25 protein-coding genes are annotated in these 26,103 nt (G+C 60.0%); 16 read left to right on the plus strand and 9 right to left on the minus strand.

The features are described 5' to 3' along the window. The coding region (locus tag QZT71_RS08460; protein WP_295915071.1) for a hypothetical protein at nt 1-267 on the plus strand (267 nt) is incomplete at its 5' end. Between the two features lie 293 nt (nt 268-560). Here the strand turns inward: QZT71_RS08460 and QZT71_RS08465 are convergent. After that, nucleotides 561-1,937, minus strand: a complete 1,377-nt coding sequence (locus QZT71_RS08465; protein ID WP_295915073.1) for a tryptophanase — start codon at nt 1,935-1,937, stop codon at nt 561-563. Nucleotides 1,938-2,064: 127 nt separating this feature from the next. Between QZT71_RS08465 and rd the strand changes: the two genes are divergently transcribed. Beyond that, the gene (rd, locus tag QZT71_RS08470; protein ID WP_295915077.1) at nt 2,065-2,232 is read left to right on the plus strand and encodes a rubredoxin; all 168 of its coding nucleotides are present in this window, start codon (nt 2,065-2,067) and stop codon (nt 2,230-2,232) included. A 53-nt stretch (nt 2,233-2,285) separates the two neighbouring features. Further along, nucleotides 2,286-2,891 carry a superoxide dismutase gene (locus QZT71_RS08475; protein WP_295915082.1) on the plus strand — a complete coding sequence of 202 codons (606 nt, stop codon included), beginning with the start codon at nt 2,286-2,288 and terminating at the stop codon, nt 2,889-2,891. A gap of 247 nt (nt 2,892-3,138) precedes the next feature. Here the strand turns inward: QZT71_RS08475 and QZT71_RS08480 are convergent, their stop codons facing one another. From QZT71_RS08480 to QZT71_RS08495, 4 genes are all read right to left on the minus strand, one after another. After that, complete coding sequence (locus QZT71_RS08480; protein WP_295915084.1) at nt 3,139-5,871, minus strand: fimbrillin family protein; 2,733 nt, start codon at nt 5,869-5,871, stop codon at nt 3,139-3,141. Nucleotides 5,872-6,035: 164 nt separating this feature from the next. Beyond that, the gene (locus tag QZT71_RS08485) at nt 6,036-7,406 is read right to left on the minus strand and encodes a fimbrillin family protein (protein ID WP_295915086.1); all 1,371 of its coding nucleotides are present in this window, start codon (nt 7,404-7,406) and stop codon (nt 6,036-6,038) included. Between the two features lie 59 nt (nt 7,407-7,465). Beyond that, entirely contained in the window at nt 7,466-8,428 is a 963-nt protein-coding gene (locus QZT71_RS08490; RefSeq protein WP_295915088.1) for a DUF5119 domain-containing protein, read from the minus strand. After that, nucleotides 8,425-9,693 carry a DUF3575 domain-containing protein gene (locus QZT71_RS08495; protein WP_295915090.1) on the minus strand — a complete coding sequence of 423 codons (1,269 nt, stop codon included), beginning with the start codon at nt 9,691-9,693 and terminating at the stop codon, nt 8,425-8,427. Before QZT71_RS08495 ends, QZT71_RS08490 begins: the two co-directional genes overlap by 4 nt. Before the next feature lie 750 nt (nt 9,694-10,443). Between QZT71_RS08495 and QZT71_RS08500 the strand changes: the two genes are divergently transcribed. The 11 genes from QZT71_RS08500 (at nt 10,444) to QZT71_RS08550 (ending at nt 20,736) form a co-directional block, all read left to right on the plus strand. After that, complete coding sequence (locus QZT71_RS08500) at nt 10,444-10,806, plus strand: hypothetical protein (protein WP_295915093.1); 363 nt, start codon at nt 10,444-10,446, stop codon at nt 10,804-10,806. 104 nt (nt 10,807-10,910) lie between these two features. Continuing rightward, nucleotides 10,911-11,261 carry an NADH-quinone oxidoreductase subunit A gene (locus QZT71_RS08505; protein ID WP_295915096.1) on the plus strand — a complete coding sequence of 117 codons (351 nt, stop codon included), beginning with the start codon at nt 10,911-10,913 and terminating at the stop codon, nt 11,259-11,261. Continuing rightward, complete coding sequence (locus tag QZT71_RS08510; RefSeq protein ID WP_295915098.1) at nt 11,252-11,905, plus strand: NADH-quinone oxidoreductase subunit B; 654 nt, start codon at nt 11,252-11,254, stop codon at nt 11,903-11,905. Before QZT71_RS08505 ends, QZT71_RS08510 begins: the two co-directional genes overlap by 10 nt. Nucleotides 11,906-11,967: 62 nt before the next feature. Continuing rightward, on the plus strand, nt 11,968-13,515 hold the full coding sequence (locus QZT71_RS08515) for an NADH-quinone oxidoreductase subunit C (RefSeq protein WP_295915133.1): 1,548 nt from the start codon (nt 11,968-11,970) through the stop codon (nt 13,513-13,515). A 20-nt stretch (nt 13,516-13,535) separates the two neighbouring features. Beyond that, nucleotides 13,536-14,612, plus strand: a complete 1,077-nt coding sequence (gene nuoH, locus QZT71_RS08520; RefSeq protein ID WP_295915100.1) for an NADH-quinone oxidoreductase subunit NuoH — start codon at nt 13,536-13,538, stop codon at nt 14,610-14,612. Nucleotides 14,613-14,614: 2 nt separating this feature from the next. After that, the gene (locus QZT71_RS08525; protein ID WP_295915102.1) at nt 14,615-15,055 is read left to right on the plus strand and encodes an NADH-quinone oxidoreductase subunit I; all 441 of its coding nucleotides are present in this window, start codon (nt 14,615-14,617) and stop codon (nt 15,053-15,055) included. Nucleotides 15,056-15,058: 3 nt separating this feature from the next. Next, a complete protein-coding gene (locus QZT71_RS08530) occupies nt 15,059-15,568 on the plus strand; it encodes an NADH-quinone oxidoreductase subunit J (protein WP_295915104.1) in 510 nt (169 codons plus the stop codon). 13 nt (nt 15,569-15,581) lie between these two features. Then, entirely contained in the window at nt 15,582-15,890 is a 309-nt protein-coding gene (gene nuoK, locus QZT71_RS08535) for an NADH-quinone oxidoreductase subunit NuoK (RefSeq protein ID WP_295915108.1), read from the plus strand. Between the two features lie 22 nt (nt 15,891-15,912). Continuing rightward, nucleotides 15,913-17,805, plus strand: a complete 1,893-nt coding sequence (nuoL, locus tag QZT71_RS08540) for an NADH-quinone oxidoreductase subunit L (protein ID WP_295915110.1) — start codon at nt 15,913-15,915, stop codon at nt 17,803-17,805. A 12-nt stretch (nt 17,806-17,817) separates the two neighbouring features. After that, nucleotides 17,818-19,302 (plus strand): NuoM family protein, encoded by a 1,485-nt coding sequence (locus tag QZT71_RS08545; RefSeq protein WP_295915113.1) that lies wholly within the window; start codon nt 17,818-17,820, stop codon nt 19,300-19,302. Nucleotides 19,303-19,308: 6 nt separating this feature from the next. Beyond that, nucleotides 19,309-20,736, plus strand: coding sequence for an NADH-quinone oxidoreductase subunit N (locus QZT71_RS08550; protein ID WP_295915114.1), 1,428 nt, complete (start codon nt 19,309-19,311; stop codon nt 20,734-20,736). 93 nt (nt 20,737-20,829) lie between these two features. On the opposite strand, the gene QZT71_RS08555 is transcribed toward QZT71_RS08550, so the two are convergent. Genes QZT71_RS08555 through QZT71_RS08570 form a run of 4 tightly spaced genes read right to left on the minus strand, consistent with a single transcriptional unit; the run spans nt 20,830 to nt 25,190 of the window. Further along, nucleotides 20,830-21,321 carry a methylated-DNA--[protein]-cysteine S-methyltransferase gene (locus QZT71_RS08555; protein WP_295915117.1) on the minus strand — a complete coding sequence of 164 codons (492 nt, stop codon included), beginning with the start codon at nt 21,319-21,321 and terminating at the stop codon, nt 20,830-20,832. Nucleotides 21,322-21,333: 12 nt separating this feature from the next. Further along, the gene (locus QZT71_RS08560; protein ID WP_295915119.1) at nt 21,334-23,469 is read right to left on the minus strand and encodes a S9 family peptidase; all 2,136 of its coding nucleotides are present in this window, start codon (nt 23,467-23,469) and stop codon (nt 21,334-21,336) included. A 15-nt stretch (nt 23,470-23,484) separates the two neighbouring features. After that, nucleotides 23,485-24,171, minus strand: coding sequence for a hypothetical protein (locus QZT71_RS08565; RefSeq protein WP_295915124.1), 687 nt, complete (start codon nt 24,169-24,171; stop codon nt 23,485-23,487). Nucleotides 24,172-24,182: 11 nt separating this feature from the next. Continuing rightward, nucleotides 24,183-25,190, minus strand: a complete 1,008-nt coding sequence (locus QZT71_RS08570; protein WP_295915127.1) for a glucosaminidase domain-containing protein — start codon at nt 25,188-25,190, stop codon at nt 24,183-24,185. Between the two features lie 74 nt (nt 25,191-25,264). Here QZT71_RS08570 and QZT71_RS08575 point away from each other — a divergent pair, with 74 nt between their 5' ends. Both QZT71_RS08575 and QZT71_RS08580 read left to right on the plus strand, forming a co-directional pair. Continuing rightward, nucleotides 25,265-25,870, plus strand: coding sequence for a DUF4254 domain-containing protein (locus tag QZT71_RS08575; RefSeq protein WP_295915130.1), 606 nt, complete (start codon nt 25,265-25,267; stop codon nt 25,868-25,870). Beyond that, on the plus strand, nt 25,854-26,103 hold a 250-nt coding region (locus QZT71_RS08580), incomplete at its 3' end, for a glycosyltransferase family 9 protein (RefSeq protein ID WP_367112544.1). The genes QZT71_RS08575 and QZT71_RS08580, both read left to right, overlap by 17 nt.

The following is a 26,103-nucleotide window of genomic DNA, read 5'->3' on the forward strand; positions in this document are numbered from 1 at the left end:
CGCGAGGCGGAGGAGGCCCGCCGGCAGAAGCAGGCCGAGATGGCTGCCGCCCGCTCCAAACGCATGGAGCAGGAGATGGCGCGGCTGGGCGGTGCGAAACCTGCCGCGAAGCCGCAGGCGGAGGCCAAAGCTTTTGCGGGCTACGACACGGTCGTCCCGGGCGGGAAGAGGGGCGGCTGGGTGAAAACGCTCGTGATTGTGGTCGTTTGCCTCGTGCTGCTGATCGGGTTGCTGTTCCTGATTCCCGCACCCGAGTCGCTGCAATAGCGACGCGGGCCGTGGTGCACTCCATGCTGTCTGTGGGGCCGTAGCCGCGTGCAGTCCATATCCTCCGTGCGGGCCGTAGCCGGCTGTAAAACCGGGCCGGCGAAGGGTGTGCGTGCCGTACCCGTCGTGGAACTACAACGCCGGGCCCCGGGCGGATGCGTTCGTGTATTGCCTGTCGGCACCGCGGAACCAAACCCGGGCGAGCGGGCGGAAGGTTGTCCGCGCCGCACCGCAGAAAATGAAACCGGGCAGGGATTTTCCCTGCCCGGTTTCGTTTTGCCGTAGCCGGCGGATTAGATTTTGTCCAGTTCCACGGTGAAGTGCCGCAGAATCGGCGCCTCGAACGTGATGCGGTAACCCGTGGTAATCTCCGCGCGGCGCTCGTAAATATTGCGGCAGGCGGCGGCGATTACGCGGATGTGGTTGTCGGAGTAGACCCGGCGCGGGATGGCCAGCCGCAGCAGTTCCAGCCGCGGATAACGGTTCTCGTGCGTGTCGGGGTCGCGGTCGGCGAGGATCGAGCCGATTTCCACGCCGCGGATGCCGGCCTCGAGGTAGAGCTCCACGGCCAGCGTCTGGGCGATGAACTGCTCTTTGGGCAGGTTGGGAAGCACCTTTTTCGCATCGACGAAAATGGCGTGCCCGCCTGCGGGGCGCTGGTAGGGAACGCCGTATTCGTCCAGCAGGTCGCCCAGCAGTTTCACCTGGCGGATGCGGGCGTCGAGCTGCTCGAATTCGGTGTTTTCGTCCAGTCCCACGGCCAGTGCGTCCATGTCGCGGCCCGACATGCCTCCGTAGGTCACATAGCCCTCGAACATGATGCTGAAGGTCATGGCCTGCTTGTACAGCGCCTCGGAGCGCATGGCCACGAAACCGCCCATGTTCACCACGCCGTCTTTCTTGGCCGAGATGGTCATGATGTCGGCATAGGTGTAGATTTCGTGCACGATCTCCTTGATTGTCTTGTCGGCGTAACCCGCCTCGCGGGTCTTGATGAAGTAGGCGTTCTCCGCAAAGCGGGCCGAGTCGAGCAGCAGGGGTACCCCGTAGCGGCGGCATACCTGGGCCGTTTCGCGGATGTTGCGCATCGACACGGGCTGCCCGCCCGCCGTGTTGTTGGTGATGGTCAGCACGACGCAGGGAACTTTTTCGCGCGGGTTGTCCTGCAGCAGTTTCTCGAGTTTGCGGATGTCCATCTCGCCCTTGAAGGGCAGTTCTTTCTGCGTGTCGGCCGCGTCGTCTATCGTGCAGTCCACGGCATGACAGTGGCGGAACTCGATATGGCCCTTTGTGGTGTCGAAATGGGAGTTGCCCGGCACGATGTCGCCCGCCTTGAGCAGGGCCGAGAAAATCACGTTTTCGGCGGCGCGCCCTTGGTGCGTGGGCAGGAAGTAGGGCATGCCGAAGATGCTTTCGATTGTCTGTTTGAGCCGGAAATAGGAGGATGCCCCGGCGTAGCTCTCGTCGCCGGTCATCATGGCGGCCCACTGTCGGTCGCTCATCGAACCCGTACCCGAGTCGGTCAGCAGGTCGATCGTGACCTGGTCGCTGCGCAGCTTGAAAAGGTTGTAATTCGCTTCGCGGATCCACTGCTCGCGTTCGGCGCGCGTGGAGGTGCGGATGGCCTCGGTCATCTTGATTTTGTACGGTTCTGCATACGGAAGTGTCATAGGAAAGAGCGTTTTAGGTTATAGATTGTTGTCAATTTCCTCAAAATTACGAATATTTTTTGAGATATTCGTTGTCGGTATTATATTTGTGTAAGGCAGTGTGAGTTTTTTTAATTTTTTTTACGGCATGAAAAAGTATCGCTGCACTGTCTGTGAATACATTTACGACCCGGCGCTGGGCGACCCCGAAAACAATATCGGCCCCGGCACGGCATTCGAAGACCTGCCCGATGGTTGGGTATGCCCGGTTTGCGGAGAGGGCAAATGGGCATTTGAACCGCTCGACGAGCAATAAAAACTGCAAAGGCTATGTTTAACCTCATTGTTTCATTCTTAATTTTACCGATTATGGCAACAGACACTGCAACACAGGCACGCTTCGCACCGAAGGAGTTGCCTTACGCTTACGACGCCCTCGCGCCGCAGGTTTCCGAAGAAACCCTGCGTTTTCACCACGACAAACACTATGTGGGGTACGTGAATAAACTCAACGAACTGATTCTCGATACGCCTTATGCCCAGCAGCCGCTGGAGGACATCATCGTTTCGGCCGACGGGGCGATTTTCAACAATGCGGCGCAGGCATGGAACCACGAGTTCTTCTTCGACGAACTCTCGCCCAAGGCGCAGACCCGTCCTGCGGGGGCCCTTCTGAAGGCTATCGACGAGAGCTTCGGGTCGTTCGAACAGTTGAAAGCCCAGATGGAAAAAGCCGCCGTGGGCCTCTTCGGCTCGGGCTGGGTATGGCTCGCGGAGGACAAGTCGGGCCGCCTGGCCATCGTCAGCGAGCAGAACGCCGGCAATCCGCTGCGTTACGGCATGAAGCCGCTGATGTGCTTCGACGTCTGGGAGCACGCTTACTATATCGACTACCGCAACCGTCGCGCCGATGCCGTCGCCGCCCTTTGGGATCGCATCGACTGGAAAGTCGTCGAGCAGCGTTACGGAAAATAGCAGAGGGCTCCCCTGCATGCAGCGCCGTCCCCGACAACCGGGGACGGCGCTTTTTGTGGCAGGATGTCCGGGCGGAGCCCGTTTTATGACGGCGGGGTGGCGGGGTGACGGACGGCAGCCGGGACTTTCGCCGAACGGCCGCCGTCCCGGGCAGGCGATTCCCGGCATTTGCAGCTTCGCTTACCCGTGGGCCGAAACAGCGGGAACCGGCTTCTGCTGTCGGGAAGGCCGGTAAGCCGCGAGCATGTCAGTTTTTTTCACGTACGGGATGCACCGGCAGTGCTCCGGAGAGGTCGGTGGTCTGCATTTCGGCGCTGTCCGTCAGGTGAAACACCAGGGCACTTGACCCGCTTGCCGGAACTGCCGTCCAGAAACGGGTTTCCCGGCCCATTCCCTCTCCCCGGCCGTTGCCGGAACGCTGTCCGTTCGCCCGGAAAAGAATCGTGTGTTCCGCATCGTGGTGCGACGCCGAGCAATAGAACCGGAAATTCCGGAATTCCGACGTTTCCGACGGGCCCTTCGCCGTGTTCGCCGCATCGAACGATGCGAAAGCTCCCGATGGGGGCACCGTATATCCTACGGGCGAGGGGTCGTAAATCGTCTTGACGACCCGGTAGTCGCGCACCGATGTTTCGAATCCGGTGGCAGCGTTGTTCCACAGGTGCCAATAGCTGCTGCCGCCGAACCAGCCGTAGGAATCGCTGTAAAACACATTCGGAGTTTGTATCGCTACCGAAAGTTTGGTGGCTCCGTTCTCGATGCGGTATATGTTCGCGGGGTACGTGGTTTTGTCGGTGTTGTCCGTATTCAGGGCCGGCATCGGATCCTTGCGCCCGAACTGGAAATAGGGCTGGCTGCCGGGGGATACGGTTTCGTACGCCTGCTGGCGGATGGTGAACGTCTTGCCTTCCGTCTGCGCATCGTGCCCCGTCTGGGTGATGCGCACCTGTACGTTGCGGGCTTGGTAGATATCGATGAGGTCGTTGCTGTACCAACCGATGTTGACGGGCAGGAAGTCGTAGCCGGTACCGTTGGCCGTTTCGACCGTGACGTAATCGTCGAGCCGCTGTCCGGTCACCCAGATATGCCAGCTCCATGCAAGGGTGCTGGCACCGGTGTCGGTATCGGCATAGAGGGCGATTACGCAGTTGCCCTGGCGGATAGTCCCGGCCGCCACGTCGAATGCGATATACGGCACCGCCTCTCCGAGAATCTGTCCCTGTGTCGGGGATATCCGGACATTGGTCACGAGGTTATTTCCGTCCTGCCACAGAATTTCGGCCCTGAATGTGCGGTCGGGCGACACGATGAACGGCGAATTGATTGAGCGCGTGACACAGTCCCAGAACGGCTGATCCCACTCGCTGCCCTGCGATTTGTAGGCGGCCTGATTGTCCGCACCGTCGCGAATCGCATTGCCGTAGATCAGCGGAAAACGGTATGATCCCGCCGCATTGACGACGTAGCAGTTGGCCGTGTTGACCGGCGTTGTGCCGCCTTCGGTGGAGAGGTCGTAATCGGTCACGGCCTCCGCCGTTCGCAGCGACGTATTCGGATCGATTGTTACGTCGCTGGGCTTGTGGGCCACTGCGGCCTCGTATTTTGTCTCTTCCACGCTGCCCTCGGCCTGCTCCGTGAATCCGGTCACCCACTCGGGGCACCGCGACGTCCAGGTGTTTCCGCCGTCGGTCGAGAATTCGGCGGACCATGCCAGCGGCGTTGGGGGAAGTTCTTCGGCCAGCCCGGCCTGGATACGCTCCGCTTTACGGTAGCTCCGTATGCCGTATGCCGCCGTTCCGCCCCGATAGGTCAGTACGATGTCGTCAGCCGGTATTTCCAGGATATCCTCCGTCACGATTTTCGAGGACGAGAGGTTGTAGACGACCGTTTTTCCCATGGGCCATTCCATTCCTCCGATATCGGCTGTCATCGTCAGTGTCTCCTCCTGTCCGGGGAGCGAATATTCGATTACGATTTGCGCATCGTCGGGCAGCGTCTGCGGCGGCAGCATGAAAAGGCCGTTGGCTCCAATCAATTCGTAACCCGGCCGGGCATATCCCGGATGGTCGTTGTCTTCAGGAAGGTTGCCTGTCTCGGGTGCAAGCACGTCGGTGTAGGAGCTGACTGCCGGGTCGAGCGTCCAGGTGACCGCCGGCGTTCCGGAACCGGCGCCTGCCGCATTTACACGGAAAGCCCCCTTGTACCGGACATTCCGGAGTTCGATTGAACGGATATTCCGCAGTTCCATGGCCGTGGCTGTCGTGCTGATGCGGAACTTGATGGCCGTGAGTACGTGTTTGAAGGCGAGCGGAACTCCCGTCGTCTCGTAATCCGCACTCGTGACCTCCGCAATCGACGCAATCATCACGTCCTGCTGCCGCTCGAGGTCGGGTTCGGCCTCGAAGGCGAACGAACCGGCAGGCTCCGACGGCGGAGCGAGGTTGTCGGCCGGGGCGGGAACGCAGGCGATGAAGCCGAGTTTCCGCCCGGCATACCAACGCCAGTAATAATGTTTGGCAGGCTCCCAGCGGCCGTCCGCCTGGCGGATAATCTCCTCGCCGGACATTACATCGAACACTGTGTTTGTCGCCGTTCCGTCCGTGTAGCTGTAGGCCCACATCCTGAACGATGCGGGAAAATCGGCTGTTTCGATCTGCGCACCGCGGGTGCAGGCCTGCGGAATGCCCGCGTCGCCGCCGGCGCCGATACCGTCGATTGTCGAAACGTGCAGGCAGAACGGCTGTTCGCCGCCATGCAGCTCCGCCGTGAATCCGCAGTCTTCCTGCGGGGAAACGCCGGTCGCGCGCGTGGCTCTTCCCTGTGCCGGGGCCAGGCCGCCCCAGCTCACCGCGAAGCCGAGCGCGTCGTCGCCCGGCGCCGCGGGGTCGGTTTCCGGCGCCTCTTTCGTACAGGCCGCAGCGAATGCTCCCGCCGCAAACAACACGGCGATACGGAACCCGATTCGTGTCATCTTTTTCATATCGTTCGTTTTCAACAGTCGGTTTTTACCGCTCGTCCGGGCGGTATGCCCGGCCTGCGGCAGGGTCGGGAGCGCCCTGTGCGACCGGGAGGGAGAGTCAACCCCGCCCGGCCAATGGGGGCGTCCGCATGGGGCGGACGCCCGGGTGCCGCTTTTGGCAGCGGTTACAATTTGGGTGTTTGGGGTGTCGGAATCCAATCGTCGACGGTCACCGTGAACCAGATGTAGTCGCCGAGGATATCGTCGCCGCCTTTGTCGGGATTCTCGGGGTCGTGCTTGCCCACGCCCTCGTCGGTGAAATTCAGTGTATAGACATAGTGGCGGCCCGGCTCCCAAACTTTTGTGCAACCATCCTGGCTGACAATACCTACGGCGGCATAACCGTATTCGTCATCGGTTTTGATGTCGTCATTGGCCGGGAAGATAAGCGTCCAGTTCTTATCGGAGTCGGCATCGAGGTCGGGAGTTTCGACTTTTCGCCAGACCTTCATTTTCAAAGCCAGGTAAGCGCCCTCCGTACTGCCGGTTTCGTTCCATGCAAGCAGGTGCGAGTCAAAATAGGTGCCGACGAAACTCTGGGGAATCAGCAGCATATTGCCGCCCTCGCCCAGCAGTTCGTAGGTCGTGCCCTCCGTACCCTCTGCCACCGGTTCCAATATGACCGGATTGGTCAGGACATGCTTGTAACGCTGCAGGTTTACGTTATTGCCGGCTCCGTCATTATAAGTGAGGTTCGAGCCCGTCGGCCTCACGATTTCCCAATGATTGCTTGGAATAAGTTGGGGATTCGAAGTATCGCTCGTCACATTGCCGTCCGTGGTAAAGGAGTTGTCTTTACGGAACGAGAAGTTGCCTTTCGACGGTATGTTGCGCAGTTCGATCTCCTTGATTTCGATTCTCAACTGGTCGCCGCTTTTCTTTTTGGCCTTGAACGAAACCTGCGAGAGAATGTGACGGAAATTCAACGTAACGGGCTGCCCTTTGTGAGTGGAGGCTGCCGCCTTGGTTCTGGCGATTACGATATCCGTCTGCGTGGCATGCGCTGTGGCAGGTACGAATCCGCGGATTTCCTGGCCGTTTTTCAAACCGCTTCCGTTGTCATTCCATTGCGGCTGCGATACATACTGGCCCGGCATCTCGTTGTCGTCCTTGTCGTAGGCCGTGGCTCTGCCGCCGCTGCCGTCGGCCGGAAGCGTTGCGGGATACCAGGCGGCAAAGGTCAGTTCGTAACTGGGCCACGAGTATTTTTCGGGCAGGTAGAATCCCGGGCCGTTATCATCCTTGCCATCCGCGTAGTATGTCGCTATCTGGCGGTTGAAATAGAAGCTGTTGTTGCCGTAAGCGACGACATAAAAGCCGTTGTCTTGCAGCCCGGCGATTGTCGTTACCGTGCCGCGCGTAGCTTTGGGGACTACGGGCGAGAACGAAATGAGATCCGTCCCCTCCGAATTGGGGTTGAAGCTCGTGGTTTCTACCTGCGAGCAGGCCGTCACAGCCGCTGCGGCCAGAACGGTCATTAGTGTCTTTTTCAACATAATGAAGAATTTGATAAGTGGTTTTGTATGTATGTTTTGCATCGAATGTTTGTGCAGGGTTACATGTCGATATCGATGTTCACTTCGCCCCAGTCGTCCACCGTGGGATCCATGCCGCTGCCCCCGGCCGCCGGATCGAATTCGAGGCCGTCGAGGCGGATCGAAACGTGCCGCGGATCGGCGGCTTCGTGGATTTGGGGTGTCACCGGATCGTCCGTGTCGCCGTAGACCCGGTACTGCTGCGTACCGCGTGTCAGTACGCCGTAGATTACGATTTTATGGGGAATCGCAGGCACGGGGCAGTGGCCGAATGTGAGGAATTCGGCCCGCACCGTCGTCGCGTCGCTTTTCCGGACATCGAAAGGCACGATACAGGCGGCGCCAGACAAACAGTCCGTGGCCGGCTGCATCTCGCCTGCCATGCCGGAGAGCGTGCCGGAGAGCTGGGCCACGTGCTCGAGATTCTTCACGTTTACGATTTCGACCGTATAGCGGCAAACCTTCTCGTTCGGATAGAGCGTTATGGTCTTGTTGTCCTGCCGACGGACTGTCACCTCGCGCAGGCATGCGCCGTATACCATGTCGGGCGGCAGCTGCACGGCCTGCTCCTCCGTGCCTTCGGCCCGGGGTACATTGTCGCCGCTGCGGCCCATGGAGGCCAGCAGCGAACCGGGCACGCAGCTCACCGTGAATCCGTCCAGTCGCTTCGTATTGACGAAACGTATCATTTCCGTGTCGCCGTTCAGGCAGAGTACATCGTAGCAGCCCTCGCCCAGCGATACCGCACCGCCCGCTTTGCCGGAGAGGTGGTACTGCACCGGTTCGCCGCCCTGTTTGGGGAAGAACCATACGTACATGCTTTCCGGGTTCGCATCGGGAGCTTCGCGCCAGTCGAAAACGATGCGCAGGGCACCGGAGTGGGGGTGGTTATAGCACAACTCCTTGTGTTCGCAGGCTGTCAGCAGCAGCGACAGGATACCCAGGCAGATTGCGGTTATGCGTATTTTACGATTCGTTTTCATCGCCGTCCTCCTTTCTTTGCATTCCGGTTTTCCGCGCCCAGGAGCCATACGAGCGACACTTCGGCCTTTGTGGGGCCGAACCAGCGGCGCTGTTTGGTGGCCTGCCAGACGTAACAGTCTTCCAGGGCGGTGTATTCCCAATATTCGCCGCCGAGGTAACCCACGCCGAGGGTGAAATCCACATTGAGCCTGCGGGCGACGGGCAGCGAATAGCCGTATTCGATGCCGGCGCCCCAGTTGGCTTTGTCCCAGAGCGAGCCGCCGGGTTTCCCGCCCATGTAGCCGCGTCCGCCCGTTTCGAAGTCATAGGTCACGATTTGTCCGTAGAGGCCGAGGTGATGCCCCTGCAACGGTTTTTCCTGCGCCTTCTTGCCGAACCATTTGCGGATGTTCAACTCCCCGCCGTAGGTGCGCCAGTACCAGTGCCTGCGGTCGGTTTTCCACCATGCGTACATCCAATTGCCGCCGACCGACCAGTTGCGGCCCGCGTAAAACTCGATTCCGATATTCGGAACGGCGAGTGCATCGTAAAGCAGGTTGGTTTTGAGGGCCATGTAGAGGGGTTTCCGCCGGCCGGGCGTTTGCCCTGCCGGAGCTGGCACGGGCACGGGAGCGAGGGCCGATTCCCGCATCGTAAGTTTCGCAACCGGGATTTCGGCCGCGATGGGCTGCCGCCTGGCGGGAGTTATTTCGTACCACAGGTACAATTGCGAGGCGCGAAGTTCCGGGAAGAGTTTCCGGTACATGTAACGGTACGGTTCGCCGTCCTTGAAACGCATAAGACGGGCGATGTTGCCGTCGGAGGTTTTCTCCCCGTCGTGACACCGTTCGGCGATGTCGTGCAGCAACTCCAGCGCGGCGTCCCGGTCGGGTACGTTCGGGTCGTTCTCGACCAGGCGGAGCAAACCGATCCAGTTACGGCCGAGGAACGTGAATGAGAGCAGTGAATCGGGTATTCCGCCGGCATGCGACAAATGGTCGAGAAGCGCTTTTGCCCGCTTTTCCGAAAGACGCCTGTTGAGGGCAACGGAGCCTTCGGGCGAAGCGCCGCCCACCACTTCGATGCGGCGGAGGCGACCGTTCGGGCCTGCATCTCCCGGCTGCAGGCTTTCTTCAATGCGTTTCAGGCTTTCCCGGTTCCCGTACAGATCGGGTTCGAGGACGGAATGGCCCTGGCGGAAATAGATTCGTACCGAATCGCATTCGGGTTGGGCCGCAGCACAGAAACCATGCAATAAAAACAGTAGGATAATGAATTTCTTCATAGGCCGTATGTTTATATCGGAATCCGTCTTTGGGTGTCCGGCTGACAGTTATGCGACCTGCTGCCGAACGGTAATAATTCCCCCCCCCTCACGGCTCTGAAGGGAGTCACTCTGTTTTGGTTTAGTAAATAAAAAAGAAAGTGTGGAGCCGTTTTTGCTTATCGAGTGGATGGTTGTGGAAAGACCAATAACAACAATAAACGATAACGCCCCACACCTGAATAGATAAGATAGAAGGACATGTCATGTCCTGCCTGCAGCTATCTATACAAGAAAATGAGTGCTGTTCGTCGTCCCGTCGTTATTGAAAAACTTCCACATTTTCCACTCAGGACAGTGCGAAAACACTTTCTATTATATATGCCGGATGTCCGGTATGACAAAATTAGAAAATAATTTTCACATTGAACAACACTCATGAGAAAAAAAATTTCGATTACAAATTTCCGGAAAACTATTTTTTTCTGCAAGAATAAATGTTATTGAATTGCAATTTTATCTTTTCAAATTGGGATATTCTCGGATAATTCGAACCGTTACGTTTGGGAAAGGGCATGCGGGCAATCTTTTCATGGCGGAACGGTGCGAATCCGCGGCACGGCGTGAATGCAGTTTGTGTGTAGACAGACGGCTCCGTGAATTTAGTACTTTTGTAGCCAAAATTCATCATTTTGTGTATTTTTTCGTCCATGAGGTAACTTTTCAGCGCGAAAGGGCGTATCTTCGCGGTGCAAAAAGTTGTTCGGAAAAATGCTGGAGAGGGTTCAATATGCGTTGTTCGTGCTGCTCTTCGTACTGGCGGGAAGCCTGGACGGAGCCCGGCCGCAGGGCAGCGCATACGCTATGCAGCCCGACCTGATAGGGCAGTCTGTGCTCCACGCACCTGTTCCCGCCCACAATTACTTCACCGCAGCGGCCATCTCCTGCGACGCTTCGATCGAGGCGTCCGGCCAGTCCTCGGTGCAAAAAGCCATTGTCCGGCACCGCGGCGATGTCCGCTCGGCCGCTTCCGTTGACATGGCGTTCCGCTCCCCGGCCCGTTCCGGCAGCCGTATTCTCCATCCCCGGCCGGTCGACTACTATGTCTTTTCGCTGGGACGTATCCTGATTTAGCCTTTCCCGGCAGCCTGTGACCCGTCTCCGGCCGTGGCGTCGTGCCCTCCGGTGCGGTGTCGGTGTTTTTTCGTATCCCGTATAAATTCGTAAAACGATAAGTTATGTATTTCACCCTATTGGTGGTCGTTATCCTGACGGCCATCGCGTTGGTAGCAGTCGCGCTGGGCATTGCCCGCGGCATATCGCCGCGCTCCTACAACCCGCAGAAAGGCGAGGCGTACGAGTGCGGTATCCCGACGCGCGGCCGGTCGTGGATGCAGTTCAAGGTGGGCTACTACCTCTTTGCAATCCTGTTCCTGATGTTCGACGTCGAAACCGTGTTCCTCTTTTCGTGGGCGGTGGTCGTGCAGGAGCTGGGCGTCTACGGACTGGTGAGTATCCTCTTCTTTTTGGTCGTACTGGTTTTGGGCCTTGCTTACGCATGGCGGAAAGGAGCGTTGGAATGGAAATAAGGAAGCCGAAGATAAAGTCGATGGAATACGAAGATTTCAATGACAACGAATACCTCGAGCAGATGGCCGCCGGGCTGCGCGAGAACGGTACGAACGTGATTGTGGGATGCCTGGACGAGCTGATCGAGTGGGGGCGCAGCAACAGCCTCTGGCCGCTGACCTTCGCTACGAGCTGCTGCGGCATCGAGTTCATGGCCGTGGGCGCCGCGCGCTACGACTTTGCCCGGTTCGGGTTCGAAGTGGCCCGCGCCTCCCCGCGCCAGGCCGACTTCATCATGGTCGCCGGCACGATTACCCACAAGATGGCCCCTGTCCTGAAGCGCCTCTACGACCAGATGGCCGACCCGAAGTACGTAATCGCCGTGGGCGGTTGCGCCATCAGCGGCGGCCCGTTCCGCAAGTCGTACCACGTGCTGGACGGCGTGGACAAAATCCTGCCCGTCGACGTCTATATCCCCGGTTGCCCGCCGCGGCCCGAGGCGATGCTCTACGGGCTGATGCAGTTGCAGCGCAAAGTGAAATTGCAGCGTTTCTTCGGCGGCGTCAACAAGCAGATAAGCCGGGAGGAGTACGAGGAGCTGCTGCGGCGCGATTTGACGGCGGAGAAGAACGATTTGAATGTGGAAGGAGGAGAAAAGCAATGAATATCGATGAAAAAATAGCGGCGTGGGAGCCGGCGGCCGTCTGGTCGGAGGCGGGCGACGGGATGTTCACCGTGCCGGTCGACGGGTTTCACGACCTGGCGGCGCGCCTCAAAGCGGAGGGATTCGATTTCCTGCGCAGCCTGACCGGCATGGACTGGGGCGACGAGGGCTTCGGCGCGGTTTACCACCTCGAAGCTACCGCGACGGGCGAGAACGTCGTCCTGCGGGTGCTCACCCCGAGCCGCGAGAAATGCGGCCTGCCCTCGGTCTGCGACCTGTGGAAAGCCGCCGAGCTGAACGAGCGCGAGGTGTTCGACTATTTCGGTGTCGGGTTCCTGAACCATCCCGACATGCGGCGCCTGTTCCTGCGCGACGACTGGGTGGGATTTCCCCTGCGCAAGGACTACGATCCAGCGCTCAATCCGCTGCGCATGACCAACGAAGTGTCGAAAGACAGCGCCCCGAGTTTCGAGCTGACGGCCGACGGCAGTTTCATCCGCAAGCGCAACGTGCTCTTCGAGGAGGACGAGTACGTCATCAATATCGGGCCCCAGCACCCGGCCACGCACGGCGTGCTGCGTTTCCGTGTGTCGCTCGAGGGCGAAATCATCCGCAAACTCGACGTACACTGCGGCTATATCCACCGCGGCATCGAGAAGATGTGCGAGAGCCTGACCTATCCCCAGACGCTGGCGCTCACCGACCGCCTCGATTACCTCGGGGCGTCGCAGAACCGCCATGCGCTCTGCATGTGCATCGAAAAGGGGCTGGGCGTCGAGGTGTCCGAGCGCGTGCAGTACATCCGCACGATTATGGACGAGCTGCAGCGTATCGATTCGCACCTGCTGTTCTTCGCCTGCCTTTGTATGGACATGGGCGCCCTGACGGCTTTCTTCTACGGTTTCCGCGACCGTGAGAGGGTGCTCGACATCCTGGAGCAAACCACCGGGGGCCGCCTGATTCAGACCTACAACACGATTGGCGGCGTGCAGGCCGACATCCACCCCGATTTCGTGCGGCGGGTCAAGGAGTTCATCGCCTGCATGCGCCCGCTACTGCGCGAGTACCACGAGATATTCACCGGTAACGTCATCGCACAGGAGCGGCTGAAAGGGACGGGCGTGCTGACCCGCGAGGATGCCATTTCGTTCGGCGCCACGGGGGGCACGGGCCGCGCTTCGGGCTGGGCCTGCGACGTGCGCAAGCGCCATCCCTACGCCGTGTACGGCAAGGTCGATTTCGAGCAGGTGCTTTTCACCGAGGGCGACTGCTTCGCACGTTACCTGGTGCGCCTGCGCGAAATCGAGCAGAGCATGCGCATCATCGAACAGCTGATTGACAATATCCCCCAGGGCGAATACCAGCTGAAAATGAAACCCGTAATCCGCATTCCCGAAGGCAGCTACTACGCCGCCGTCGAGGGCAGCCGCGGCGAGTTCGGCGTGTTCATCGAAAGCCGCGGCGACAAGTCGCCCTACCGCATGAAATTCCGCTCGACGGGCCTGCCGCTGGTGTCGTGCCTCGAAACCATTGCGCGGGGGACGAAAATCGCCGATTTGATTGCCATCGGCGGTACGCTGGACTACGTCGTGCCCGATATAGACAGGTAGATAACGAACAACAATAGGATATGTTTGATTTTAGTATAGTTACGGGCTGGATTCACGGGCTGCTCACTTCGTTCATGCCCCTGGGGCTGGCGGTATTCCTGGAGTGCGTGGTCGTCGGCGTCTGCCTGCTGCTGATGTATGCGGTGATCGCCATCCTGATGATTTTCATGGAGCGCAAGGTCTGCGCAGCGTTCCAGTGCCGCCTGGGACCGGTGCGCGTGGGCCCGTGGGGCACGCTGCAGGTTATCTGCGACGTGTTCAAGATGCTCACCAAGGAGATTATCACCATCCGCCGTTCGGACAGGTTCCTCTACAACCTCGCACCTTATATCGTCATCCTGGCGTCGGTGCTGGCTTTCGCCTGCCTGCCCGTGAATAAGGGGCTCGAGGTGCTGGATTTCAACGTGGGCGTCTTCTTCCTGATGGCCGCCTCGTCGATCGGCGTGGTCGGCATCCTGCTGGCCGGGTGGAGCTCCAACAACAAGTATTCGCTCATCGGCGCCATGCGAAGCGGTGCGCAGATGATTTCGTATGAGCTTTCCATCGGCCTGTCGATCCTGACGATCGTGGTGCTGACCGATACGATGCAGTTCTCCGAGATTGTGGCGCGGCAGGCCGACGGCTGGTTTATCTTCAAGGGCCACGTCCCGGCGCTCATCGCTTTCGTGATTTACCTCATCGCGGGCAACGCCGAGGTCAACCGCGGCCCGTTCGACCTGCCGGAAGCCGAGTCGGAGCTCACGGCCGGTTACCACACCGAATATTCGGGCATGCATTTCGGCCTGTTCTACGTCGCCGAATTCGTCAACCTGTTCGTCGTCGCGGGCGTCGCCGCCACCATTTTCCTCGGGGGATGGATGCCGCTGCATATCGCGGGGTGGGAAGGGTTCAACGCCGTGATGGATTTCATTCCCGGCTTCGTCTGGTTCTTCGGCAAGGCGTTCTTCGTGGTGTGGCTGCTGATGTGGATCAAGTGGACGTTCCCGCGCCTGCGCATCGACCAAATCCTGACCCTCGAATGGAAATACCTGGTGCCGATCGGGCTGGCGAACCTGCTGCTGATGGTGGTGGTTGTCGTATTCAAATTGCATTTTTAGCCATGAGAAGTTATATCAAAGGACTTTTCCGGGGAGTGGGCTCCCTGCTGACGGGCCTCAAGGTGACGGGCCGCGAGTTCTTCACAAAAAAAGTCACCGAGCAATATCCCGAGAACCGGGCTGCGCTCAAGATGTACGACCGCTTCTGCGGCGAGCTGATTATGCCCCACGACGCCGAAGGGAAGAACAAATGCATCGCCTGCGGGCTTTGCCAGTCGGCCTGCCCCAATGAAACCATCCGCATCACGACCGAAACGGTCACCGATCCCGAAACGGGCAAGACCAAACGCCGGCTGGTGCGCTACGAGTACGACCTCGGGTCGTGCATGTTCTGCCGTCTGTGCGTCAACGCCTGCCCGACGGGTGCCATCCGTTTTTCGACGAACTTCGAACATGCGGTCTACACCCGCGAAAAGCTGGTCAAAACCCTGAACAAGCAATAAGCCATGGAGATAACTCTCGAATTAATCGTCTTTACGGTGCTGGCGCTCTTCACCGCCGTGAGCGCCGTGCTGGCCGTGACCACCCGGCGCATCCTGCGCGCGGCGACCTACCTGCTGTTCGTGCTGTTCGGCACGGCGGGCATCTATTTCCAGCTCAACTACTCGTTCCTGGGCGCCGTGCAGCTGCTGATTTACGCCGGCGGCATTACGGTGCTGTACGTCTTTTCGATTCTGCTGACTTCGAGCCAGGGCGACAAGTCGGAGGATTTGCGGGGATACAAGCTTTTCGTCGGGCTGGCGGCGACGCTCTTGAGCCTCGGGGTGTGCCTTTACGTGACGCTCGGGCACGACTTCCGCCCCTCGCACTTCGTCCACGGCGAACTGCATGTTCAGACAATCGGCCACGCGCTGATGAGCAGCGAAAAATACGGATACGTCCTGCCGTTCGAGGTCATCAGCATCCTGCTGCTGGCCTGCATCGTCGGCGGCATCCTCATCGCACGCAAACGCTAAAAAAAACAGGGCTATGATACACATGGAATATTACCTCGTCCTCTCCACGATCATGATGTTCGTGGGAATCTACGGGTTCGTCACGCGCCGCAACCTGCTGGCGATGCTCATCTCCGTCGAACTGATTCTCAATTCGGTGGACATCAACTTCGTCGTATTCAACCGCTTCCTCTTCCCGGAGCAGCTGGAGGGGTTTTTCTTCACGCTCTTCGCCATCGGCATCAGCGCGGCGGAAACGGCCGTCGCCATCGCCATCATCATCAACATTTACCGCAATATCCGCAAAATCGAGGTCAAGAGCCTGCGGGAGATGAAGTGGTAACCGAATCCGAAAAACGACTGTTATGGAATATACGATTCTTATCCCCCTGCTTCCGCTGCTCGCGTTCCTCTTCCTGGGGCTGGCGGGCATGAAGCTCAAACCCGTCGCGGCGGGCGTCATTGGCACGGCTGCGGTGGCCGTGGCGGCGCTGTTGAGCTATTACACGGCGTTCGAGTATTTCTCCGCCGGGCGGGATGCGGCGGGCGTGTTCCCGACGCTGGTGCCGTGGAACGCCGTCTGGCTGCCTATGAGCGAAACGCTGCACATCGATATGGGCATCCTGCTGGACCCGATTTCGGTGATGATGCTCGTGGTGATTTCGACCGTGTCGCTGATGGTGCACGTCTACTCGCTGGGCTACATGAAGGGCGAGCGGGGTTTTCAGCGCTACTACGCGTTCCTGTCGCTGTTCACGATGAGCATGACGGGCCTGGTCGTGGCGACCAATATCTTCCAGATGTACCTGTTCTGGGAACTGGTAGGCGTCAGCTCCTACCTGCTGATCGGCTTCTACTACACGAAGAAGGAGGCCGTCGCGGCGTCGAAAAAGGCCTTTATCGTCACGCGATTCGCCGATCTGGGCTTCCTCATCGGCATCCTTTTCTACGGCTATTATGCCGGGACGTTCTCCTTCACGCCCGGGGCGCAACTGCTGGCGGCGGCCGGGGCGATGATTCCGCTGGCGCTGGGGCTGATGTTCATCGGCGGCGCGGGCAAAAGCGCCATGTTCCCGCTGCACATCTGGCTGCCCGATGCCATGGAGGGCCCTACGCCGGTGTCGGCGCTGATTCATGCCGCGACGATGGTCGTGGCGGGTGTCTACCTCGTGGCGCGCATGTTCCCGCTCTTTATCGGCTATGCACCCGAGGTGCTGCACTGGACGGCCTATATCGGCGCTTTCACGGCCTTGTATGCCGCCGTCGTGGCCTGCGTGCAGAGCGATATCAAGCGTGTGCTGGCGTTCAGCACCATTTCGCAAATCGGCTTCATGATTGTGGCGCTGGGCGTCTGCACCTCGGCCGACCCGCATGCGGGCGGACTGGGGTACATGGCCTCGATGTTCCACCTCTTCACGCACGCCATGTTCAAGGCCCTGCTGTTCCTCGGCGCCGGATGCATCATCCACGCCGTCCACTCCAACGAGATGTCGGCCATGGGCGGCCTGCGCAGGTATATGCCCGTGACGCACGTGACGTTCCTCGTCGCCTGCCTCGCCATCGCGGGAGTCTGGCCTTTGAGCGGCTTCTTCTCGAAGGACGAAATCCTGACCGCCTGCTTCGCGTTCAGCCCCGTGATGGGGTGGGTGATGACCGGGATTGCCGGCCTGACGGCATTCTACATGTTCCGCCTCTATTACAACATTTTCTGGGGGCGCGAGAATCGCGAACTGCATGCCGCGCACACGCCGCACGAGGCGCCGCTGACGATGACCCTGCCGCTGGTGTTCCTGGCCGCGGTGACCTGTGCGGCGGGTTTTATCCCGTTCGGGAATTTCGTGAGCAGCGACGGCCTGCCCTATGCAATCCATATCGACCGGGGCGTGGCGGGCGTGAGCCTCTGCGTGGCGGCCACGGCCATTGCGCTGGCTACGTGGATGTACCTGCGTGAGCGGCAGCCCGTGGCCGATGCCCTGGCCGTGCGTTTCAGGGGGCTGCATAAAGCGGCCTATCACCGCTTCTATATCGACGAGATCTACCGGTTCATTACCCACCGGGTGATTTTCGCCTGCATCTCGGCCCCGATCGCATGGTTCGACCGCCACGTGGTCGACGGATTGATGAACCTCCTGGCGCGGGCGACGAACGGCGCCGCATATCTGATTCGCGACATGCAGAGCGGCAGCGTGCAGCGTTACTGTATCTGGTTCCTGGGCGGCGCGCTGGGCTTTACGATTGTCTTACTGTTAATCTGCTAAACCGAAGCTGTTATGTATATGTTATCCTTGTTTCCCGCCGTTCCGGTGCTCATGATGCTGGGGCTCTGGCTCTCGAAGTCCACGCGGCAGATACATGCCGTGATGGTGGCGGGTTCTACGCTGCTGCTGGCGCTGGCGGTGGTGCTGGTGTTCCGGTACCTCGGCCTGCGGGAGGCGGGCGAGACGGCCGCCATGCTCTTTACCGGGAGCCATGTGTGGTATGCGCCGCTCCATATCCATTATGCCGTGGGTGTCGACGGAATCTCGGTGGCCATGCTGCTGCTGTCGGCCGTCATCGTTTTCACGGGCACGTTCGCCTCGTGGCGGATGCAGACGCAGGTAAAGGAGTATTTCCTCTGGTTCTGCCTGTTGAGCGTGGGCGTTTTCGGATTTTTCGTTTCAATCGACCTCTTCACGATGTTCATGTTCTACGAGGTGGCGCTGATTCCGATGTACCTGCTCATCGGCGTGTGGGGCAGCGGCCGCAAGGAGTATGCGGCGATGAAGCTGACGCTGATGCTCATGGGCGGCTCGGCGCTGCTGCTGACAGGCATCCTGGGAATCTACTACGGGGCCGGGGCCACGACGATGAACATCCAGGAGATTGCGCAGCTGCACAATATTCCCGTGGCACAGCAGTACGTCTGGTTCCCGCTGGTGTTCGTCGGCTTCGGCGTGCTGGGAGCCCTGTTCCCGTTCCATACGTGGAGCCCCGACGGCCATGCCTCGGCGCCGACGGCCGTGTCGATGCTCCATGCCGGCGTGCTGATGAAGCTGGGCGGGTACGGCTGTTTCCGCGTGGCGATGTACCTGCTGCCCGAAGCGGCGCAGGAGTTGAGCTGGATATTCATCATCCTGACGACGGTTTCGGTGGTCTACGGCGCTTTTGCGGCCTGCGTGCAGACCGACCTCAAATATATCAACGCCTACTCGTCGGTGTCGCACTGCGGGCTGGTGCTCTTCGCCATTCTGATGATGAATTCGACGGCCGGGACGGGCGCCGTGCTCCAGATGTTGAGCCACGGCCTGATGACGGCGCTTTTCTTCGCCCTGATCGGCATGATTTACGGCCGGACGCACACGCGCGACATCCGCGAGTTGAGCGGCCTGATGAAGGTGATGCCTTTCCTGGCGGTGGGCTATGTCATTGCGGGCCTTGCGAACCTCGGACTGCCGGGATTGAGCGGTTTCGTGGCCGAGATGACCATCTTCAACGGTGCGTTCATGAACAACGACACGTTCCACCGCGTGGTGACGATCATCGCCTGCACGTCGATCGTCATCACGGCGGTCTACATCCTGCGCGTGGTCGGAAAGATACTCTACGGCACCTGTGAGAACGGGCAGCACCTCAAACTCGCCGACGCCACGTGGGACGAGCGCCTGTCGGTCGTCTGCCTCATCGCCGCCATCGCCGGCATGGGGCTCGCGCCGCTGTGGGTGAGCGACATGATACGGGGCAGCGTCACGGAGATTATTACCCACATAATGAATTAAGCGATTATGGATTACAGCAATATATTCGTCTATATGCAGGCCGAGGTGACGCTCGTCGCGGTAATCGTCCTGCTGTTCCTCTATGACCTGGTGGCAGGGGAGCGGGGCCGCCGCTGGTTTTCGCCCGTGGCCTGCGGGCTGCTCGTGGTGCAGGTGCTGGCCAACATCGTGCCCGGTACGGCGGGCGAGGTGTTCGGCGGCATGTTCCGGTATGTGCCGATGCACACCGTCGTCAAAAGCGTGCTGACCGTCGGCACGCTCATTGTCTGCCTGCAGGCAGACACATGGCTGCGCCGCGAGGATACCGCCCACAAGCAGGGCGAGTTCTACATCCTGACGCTCTCGACGCTGCTGGGTATGTATTTCATGATAGGCGCGGGAAACTTCCTGCTCTTCTTCCTCGGCATGGAGCTGGCGTCGGTGCCGATGGCCTGCCTGGTGGCGTTCGACAAGTACAAGCGCTACTTGGCCGAGGCGGGTGCGAAATACATCCTCTGCGCCTTGTTCGCCAGCGGTGTGATGCTCTACGGCATCTCGTTCCTCTACGGGACGACCGGGACGCTCTATTTCGACGATATGGCGGCCCGCATTACCGGCTCGCCGCTGCAAATCATGGCGATGGTGTTCTTCTTCGCCGGGCTCGGGTTCAAAATCTCGCTCGTGCCGTTCCACCTCTGGACGGCCGATACCTACCAGGGGGCGCCGACGACCGTGACCTCCTACCTCTCGGTGGTGTCGAAAGGTTCGGCGGCGTTCGTGCTGATGACCGTGCTGGTGAAAGTCTTCGGCCCGATGGTCGAACAGTGGCAGACGCTGCTCTGTGCCGTGACGGTGCTCTCCATCACGGTCGCCAACCTGTTCGCCATCCGCCAGAAGGACCTGAAGCGCTTCCTCGCCTTTTCGTCCATCTCGCAGGCCGGGTACATCATGCTGGCCGTAATCGGGGGCAGCGCCATCGGCATGACCTCGCTGGTGTTCTACGTGCTGGTCTACATGGCGGCGAACCTCGCGGTGTTCGGAGTTATCTCGGTTGTCGAACAGCACAGCGGCGGCAAGGTCGGCATCGGGGACTACAACGGCTTCTACCGAACCAACCCCAAGCTGGCGCTGGCGATGACCCTCGCGCTCTTCTCGCTGGCGGGCATTCCGCCTTTCGCCGGGTTCTTCTCGAAGTTTTTCGTCTTCGCGGCGGCTTTCCAGGGCGGGTTCCGCCTGCTGGTGTTCATCGCCCTGGTCAATACGGTGATTTCGCTCTATTACTACCTGCTGGTAATCAAGGCGATGTATATTACGCCCAACGATACGCCGATTGCACCGCTGCGCAGCGACGGCTATACGCGCGTCAGTCTTGCGCTCTGCATGGCGGGTGTACTGCTGGCGGGCATTTTCAGCGCGGTTTACGACGGCATCGACGCCTTCGCGTTCGGACTCTGACGCCGGGCGGCGCGGAATCCGGCACCCGGGACACACGAAGGGCGGCAGGGATTGACCCTGCCGCCCTTCGTGTGTCCGGTGGCGTGCCTGCCGTCATTTTTCTTTTTCGAGTTCCAGCAGGTGTTCCTTGACGTCCAACCCGCCCGCATAGCCCGTCAGCGTGCCGCTGCTGCCCACGACGCGATGGCAGGGGACGACCACGGCAATCGGGTTGCGGTTGTTGGCCATGCCCACGGCGCGGCAGGCCGTGGGGCATCCGATCTGTACGGCGATTTGTTTGTAGGTGCGGGTCTGCCCGTAGGGGATTGTCCGCAGGGCCGTCCATACGGTTTGCTGGAACGGGGTGCCGGCGGGCGAGAGCGGCAGCGTGAAGTCGCGGCGCGCGCCTGCGAAATACTCTTCCAGCTCGCGCACCGTCTGTCGCAGCAGGGGCGTGGCGGTTTCGACGGTGCAGATTTCGGGTACGCTCCTGCCGGAGGGTACGCTTTGGTGCTCCCGTGCGAAAAAGATGCGTGTCACGGCGTCGGGCGATGCCGTGATGCCCAGCCGGCCGACCGGCGTTTCGAGGTAGAGTAACCGTTCCATATGTTTGTCGGTTTAAAGGTGTCCGAGCGTGTATTCGATCATCTTCTGCCGTACGTTGGCCGTGTCGTTGGGCTGCATCGAATGGTTCTGGTCGGGGTAGACCATCATGTCGTACTGCTTGCCGCAGCGGTTCAGGGCGCGCGTCATTTCAACGGTATTCTGGAAGTGGACGTTGTCGTCGGCCGTGCCGTGAATCAGCAGCAGCTGCGTCCGCCGGTCGTCGAGCATCCGTGCGAAGTTGATGGGTGAATTGTCGTCGTAACCCGCGGCGTTGTACTGCGGCAGGTTGTTGTAGATTTCGGTGTAAATCGAGTCGTAGTAGCGCCATGAGGTGACGGGTGCCACGGCGATTGCCATCTTGAAAATCCCGTGGCCTTTCAGCGCGCAGCTCAAGGCCATGAAGCCGCCGTACGACCATCCGTAGATGCCGATGCGCGCCGGGTCGGCGTAGGGCTGTGCGGCGAGGTAGCGGGCGAACGAGAGCTGGTCCTCGACCTCCAGCGCCCCCAGGCGGCCGTAGGTGATCTTTTTGAACTTCTCGCCCCGGAATCCTGTGCCGCGGCCGTCGGTGCAGGCCACGATGTAGCCCTTGTCGGCCAGCGCGTCCTCCCAGTCGAGCGACCAGCGGTCGCGCACCGACTGCGAGCCGGGGCCCGAATACTGCGTCAGCAGCACGGGGTAGCGCTGCGAGGGGTCGAATCCGCGCGGTTTGATGAGGTAGGCGTTCAGCGTGTCGCCCCGTTCGGTCACGAATGTGAAGAACTCCTTGACGGGGCGCTGTGTCGCGGCCAGCTGCTCGCGCAGCGCGCGGCTTTCGAAGAGCGTGCGCACCGGATTGCCCTCGCCGTCGCAGATTTCTACCCGGTTGGGCGTCGCGGCGTTGGAGAAGGTGGCGATGTAGTATTTCATTCCGGTGCTCGGGGCGATGGTGTAGAACCCTTCCTCGTTGGTCAGCCGGCGTTTGTCCTTGCCGTCGAGCCGTACGCTGTACAGGTTGCGGCGCAGCGGCGAGGTTTCGGTCGAGAGGTACCATACCCGTTTGCCGTCGGTGCCGATTAGGTCGGTGACCTCCCACGGCCCTTTGGTCACCTGGGCGAGGAACCCTTTGCGGATGCTGTACAGGTAGAGGTGCATGTAACCCGTGTGGCTCTCCTGCCGCACGAGGAAACGATCGCTGTCGACGAACGTTACGGTCTTGTCGTCCACCCGCTCGACATACTGCTGCGAGCGTTCGTCGTAAATCGTACGCTGGGCGCCGTGCGGCTCGCAAAGGATTACCTCGAAGGTGTTCTGCCGGCGGTTGAGGCGGAAAAAGTAAAGCCGTCCGTCGGGCGTCCAGCCGATGCGGGGAATGTACTGGTCGGTTTCGCCGCCCGTGTCGATGCGCTCTTTGGCGCCCGTCTGAAGGTCGCAAACCCACACCTCGACCGTCGAGTTGCGCTCGCCGGCTTTGGGGTATTTGAACGAGTAGGCCTCGTTGTAGAGCTTGCCGTCGAAGCGCATCATCTCCATCAGCGGAACTTCCGTTTCGTCGAAGCGCAGGTAGGCGATGCGGCGGCTGTCGGGCGAGAAAGCGTAGGCTTTCGTAAAGCCGAACTCCTCCTCGTAGACCCAGTCGGTGGTGCCGTTGATGATTGCATTCCAGGCACCGTCGTCGGTGATGCGCCGCGTCTGCCCGGCCGCGGTGTCGTAGACGTAGAGGTCGTTGCGGTCGGAGTAGGCTATGAGTTTGCCGTCGGGCGAGAACGAGGCGTCGCGCGGGGCTTCGGCCTCCCGGAGCACGGGTGTCAGGCTGCCGCCCCGGGCCAGGTAATAGCTGGTGGTGTAGGAGTGGCGGTAGATCGGTTTGGCGCCCGAAGCAATCAGGATTTGCCGTTCGTCGGGCGAAAACGTGTAATCCGTTATGACGAGGTTGGCCGTCGGCGAGGGGAGCATGCTCTGGCCCCGTCCGGCCGCGGCGTAACCGTAACGGACGATGTTGTTGCCCTCGAGCGTCGTGTAATGTTCGCCGTCGGCCATCGAGCGGATGCCGCGCACGCCCTCGTTCATCGAGCGCAGGCGCGCGATTTCAGCGTATTCGCCCCGCGCCTGTGCCGTACCCGCGCAGAGGAGGGCGGCGGCAAGGAGTGAAAAAAGTCGTGTTTTCACGTCAAAAGGTCGGTTTTAAATGTCTTCGACGTCGAAATCGTAGCCGAGGCGTTTGCCCGTCACGAACTTCGAGTTGTCCATCTTGGTGTTGAACTGGTCGACCGTGACGCGCTTGTTGTCTTCGTAGGGCGGCATCAGCAGGTCGAAGTTCAGTGCGAAATAAATCGCCGGTTCGAGGATTGCAATCAGCGCCTCCCGGTCGAGTTCGGCTTTGCCGAAGTTCATGGCCCGCATCGAGGTCTGCTGCTTGCCTTCGACGAAGTAGCGGCGCTCGCGGTTGATGAAGATGCGCCCGACGAGGTATCCCTCGTCGGCGTTGCGGTTGAACTTGAACGAGTCGGAGAGGAAGTTGTAGATATTTATCAGTCCGCAGTAGGAGTTCTCCCGGTCGGCCTGCACGTAGGGATTCTGCCAAATCAGGTGGTTGGAGTCGAACTCGAAGACATCGGTGTGCATCTGGAAGATGAGGATGTCGTTGGCCACCTGCAGCTGGGCCTCGAATTTGCCGCGGTCGCGGTATTCGAGCCTCACGCGGCGGTCGAGTTTGCCGTCGAGTTCGTCGTCCATCTCCGAGGCCATTTCGAGCAGCGTCTCCTTCAGTTCGTTGAATGCCGAGAACGTGTTGTCGAAGACCCGTTGTTTGAGGGTGGACTTGCGGATGATGGTGTCCAGGATTTTGCTCCTTAACGGTGTCGTTTCCATGCTATGCGGTTTTATTTGATGCGTATTTGCCGTCCCTTTTCGAGCACGCTGCCCGGCTTGAGGCGGTTGAGTTTCTCGACCGAGCGGGTGCGGATGGCGTAGGACTGGCCTACGGCGTAGGCGGTTTCCCCCTCGCGGCAGATGTGGGTGTGGGCGTTGCCGTCCCAGCGCTTCTTCTTGCGCTCGATGTAAATCACCTCGCCGGTCATCGGCTGCGCGGTCTTGCCTTTCAGGTCGTTGAACTTGCGCAGGTTGCGCGGCGAGAGGCGGAATTTCTGCCCGATATTCTCGAACGTGTCGCCCTCTTTGGCCAGCACGTAGTGCACGCCGTTGGTTTCATAGACGTTGTACCCGTTGTGGGCGTTGATTGTCACGCGGTAGTTGTCCGGGTCGACGGCCGACGACGAGGTCGCCACCCGGTCGACGCTGCTCTGGTCTGCGAACCACCCCTCCGGGTCGGTTATCCTGCGGCCCGAGCGCGAGGCGTAGAGCCGTTCGCCGTCGGGCTGGTCGAGCAGGAAGAGCTGGTTCTCCTCGATGATGCGCACCAGGCGCTGCGCATAGTCGGGGGCCGTGGCGTAACCTGCGGCTTTCAGTCCCCGGGCCCAGCTTTTGTAGTCGGAGGAGGAGTAGGCGAACAGCGAGTCGTAGCGGGGCTGCGAGTCGAGGAATTCGGCATGGTCGTGGTACGACGCCTCGACCGAGGGGTAGCTGCGGAAACATTCGCCTTTGGCGTCGTCGTCATAATAGACTTTGCCGCCCGTCCAGTTGCGTTTGCACTTGATGCCGAAGTGGTTGTTCGACTGCACCGAGAGCCAGCTGTTGCCGCAGTCGGACTCCAGAATGCCCTGCGCCATGGTGATGCTGGCCGGGATGCCGTAGCGCTCCATGTGGGCGACGGCGATGGATTTATAACGGTCGATATACTCCTCCCGGGTCAGGCGAACCTGCCCCGTGACACCCGTAGCGGCCGTCAGGAGGATTCCTGCAAGCAGTATTGCTTTTTTGGAAATATTCATTATCTTTGTTTAATCTTTACGGGCAAAGGTATAATTTTCCCGTGAAAATTACAATTAAAATGCACCGCTGAACTATGTTTACCGAAAACGCAAACCGGATATTCGCCCGGGCTATCGACGACTACCACCGTTGGGACGATGTGGACCACCCGATTGAAAATCCGTACGAGCCGGGAACGCTCGACCACCTGCTGTACCACAAGAACTGGATCGACACGGTACAATGGCACCTGGAGGACATTATCCGCGATCCGCAGATCGACCCCGTCGCCGCGCTGGCCATCAAGCGCCGCATCGACAAATCGAACCAGGATCGCACGGACATGGTGGAGTACGTCGATTCCTACCTGCTCGACAAATACAAGGATGTAAAACCGCAGCCCGGCGCGCGGCTCAATACCGAAACCCCGGCGTGGGCCATCGACCGCCTGTCGATTCTGGCGCTGAAGATTTACCACATGGCGTGCGAAACCGAACGCACGGACGTCGACGACGCCCACCGTGCGGCATGCCGCAGGAAGCTCGACGTGCTGCTGACGCAGCGGACGGATCTTTCGGGGGCAATCGAGGAGCTGATAGGCGACATCGAAGCGGGCCGCAAATACATGAAGACCTATAAACAGATGAAAATGTATAATGACCCGGCGTTGAACCCGGTTCTTTATGGTCAGAAAAAATAAGAAACTTCCGCGGCACCTGATCGTATTCCGAACCTCGGCGATGGGTGACGTGGCGATGCTTCCGCATGCGCTGCGCGCCTTGAAAGCGGCTTATCCCGATTTGCAGGTGACGGTTGCGACACGACCGGTATTTCGAGCCTTTTTTACGGGGCTCGATGTCGGTTTTGTGGATGTCGATACGCGGGGCGCCCACCATTCGCTGCGGGGCATGTGGCGGCTGGCCGCCGAAGCGC

Origin of the sequence: uncultured Alistipes sp., assembly GCF_902388705.1 — a bacterium.
Lineage (GTDB): Bacteria > Bacteroidota > Bacteroidia > Bacteroidales > Rikenellaceae > Alistipes.

Bases quoted from the DNA above. Each gene is read 5' to 3' on its own strand.
- QZT71_RS08465 (WP_295915073.1), bottom strand. From the start codon at position 1,937: ATGACACTTCCGTATGCAGAACCGTACAAAATCAAGATGACCGAGGCC.
- rd (WP_295915077.1), top strand. From the start codon at position 2,065: ATGAAAAAGTATCGCTGCACTGTCTGTGAATACATTTACGACCCGGCG.
- QZT71_RS08475 (WP_295915082.1), top strand. From the start codon at position 2,286: ATGGCAACAGACACTGCAACACAGGCACGCTTCGCACCGAAGGAGTTG.
- QZT71_RS08480 (WP_295915084.1), bottom strand. From the start codon at position 5,871: ATGAAAAAGATGACACGAATCGGGTTCCGTATCGCCGTGTTGTTTGCG.
- QZT71_RS08485 (WP_295915086.1), bottom strand. From the start codon at position 7,406: ATGTTGAAAAAGACACTAATGACCGTTCTGGCCGCAGCGGCTGTGACG.
- QZT71_RS08490 (WP_295915088.1), bottom strand. From the start codon at position 8,428: ATGAAAACGAATCGTAAAATACGCATAACCGCAATCTGCCTGGGTATC.
- QZT71_RS08495 (WP_295915090.1), bottom strand. From the start codon at position 9,693: ATGAAGAAATTCATTATCCTACTGTTTTTATTGCATGGTTTCTGTGCT.
- QZT71_RS08500 (WP_295915093.1), top strand. From the start codon at position 10,444: ATGCTGGAGAGGGTTCAATATGCGTTGTTCGTGCTGCTCTTCGTACTG.
- QZT71_RS08505 (WP_295915096.1), top strand. From the start codon at position 10,911: ATGTATTTCACCCTATTGGTGGTCGTTATCCTGACGGCCATCGCGTTG.
- QZT71_RS08510 (WP_295915098.1), top strand. From the start codon at position 11,252: ATGGAAATAAGGAAGCCGAAGATAAAGTCGATGGAATACGAAGATTTC.
- QZT71_RS08515 (WP_295915133.1), top strand. From the start codon at position 11,968: ATGTTCACCGTGCCGGTCGACGGGTTTCACGACCTGGCGGCGCGCCTC.
- nuoH (WP_295915100.1), top strand. From the start codon at position 13,536: ATGTTTGATTTTAGTATAGTTACGGGCTGGATTCACGGGCTGCTCACT.
- QZT71_RS08525 (WP_295915102.1), top strand. From the start codon at position 14,615: ATGAGAAGTTATATCAAAGGACTTTTCCGGGGAGTGGGCTCCCTGCTG.
- QZT71_RS08530 (WP_295915104.1), top strand. From the start codon at position 15,059: ATGGAGATAACTCTCGAATTAATCGTCTTTACGGTGCTGGCGCTCTTC.
- nuoK (WP_295915108.1), top strand. From the start codon at position 15,582: ATGATACACATGGAATATTACCTCGTCCTCTCCACGATCATGATGTTC.
- nuoL (WP_295915110.1), top strand. From the start codon at position 15,913: ATGGAATATACGATTCTTATCCCCCTGCTTCCGCTGCTCGCGTTCCTC.
- QZT71_RS08545 (WP_295915113.1), top strand. From the start codon at position 17,818: ATGTATATGTTATCCTTGTTTCCCGCCGTTCCGGTGCTCATGATGCTG.
- QZT71_RS08550 (WP_295915114.1), top strand. From the start codon at position 19,309: ATGGATTACAGCAATATATTCGTCTATATGCAGGCCGAGGTGACGCTC.
- QZT71_RS08555 (WP_295915117.1), bottom strand. From the start codon at position 21,321: ATGGAACGGTTACTCTACCTCGAAACGCCGGTCGGCCGGCTGGGCATC.
- QZT71_RS08565 (WP_295915124.1), bottom strand. From the start codon at position 24,171: ATGGAAACGACACCGTTAAGGAGCAAAATCCTGGACACCATCATCCGC.
- QZT71_RS08570 (WP_295915127.1), bottom strand. From the start codon at position 25,190: ATGAATATTTCCAAAAAAGCAATACTGCTTGCAGGAATCCTCCTGACG.
- QZT71_RS08575 (WP_295915130.1), top strand. From the start codon at position 25,265: ATGTTTACCGAAAACGCAAACCGGATATTCGCCCGGGCTATCGACGAC.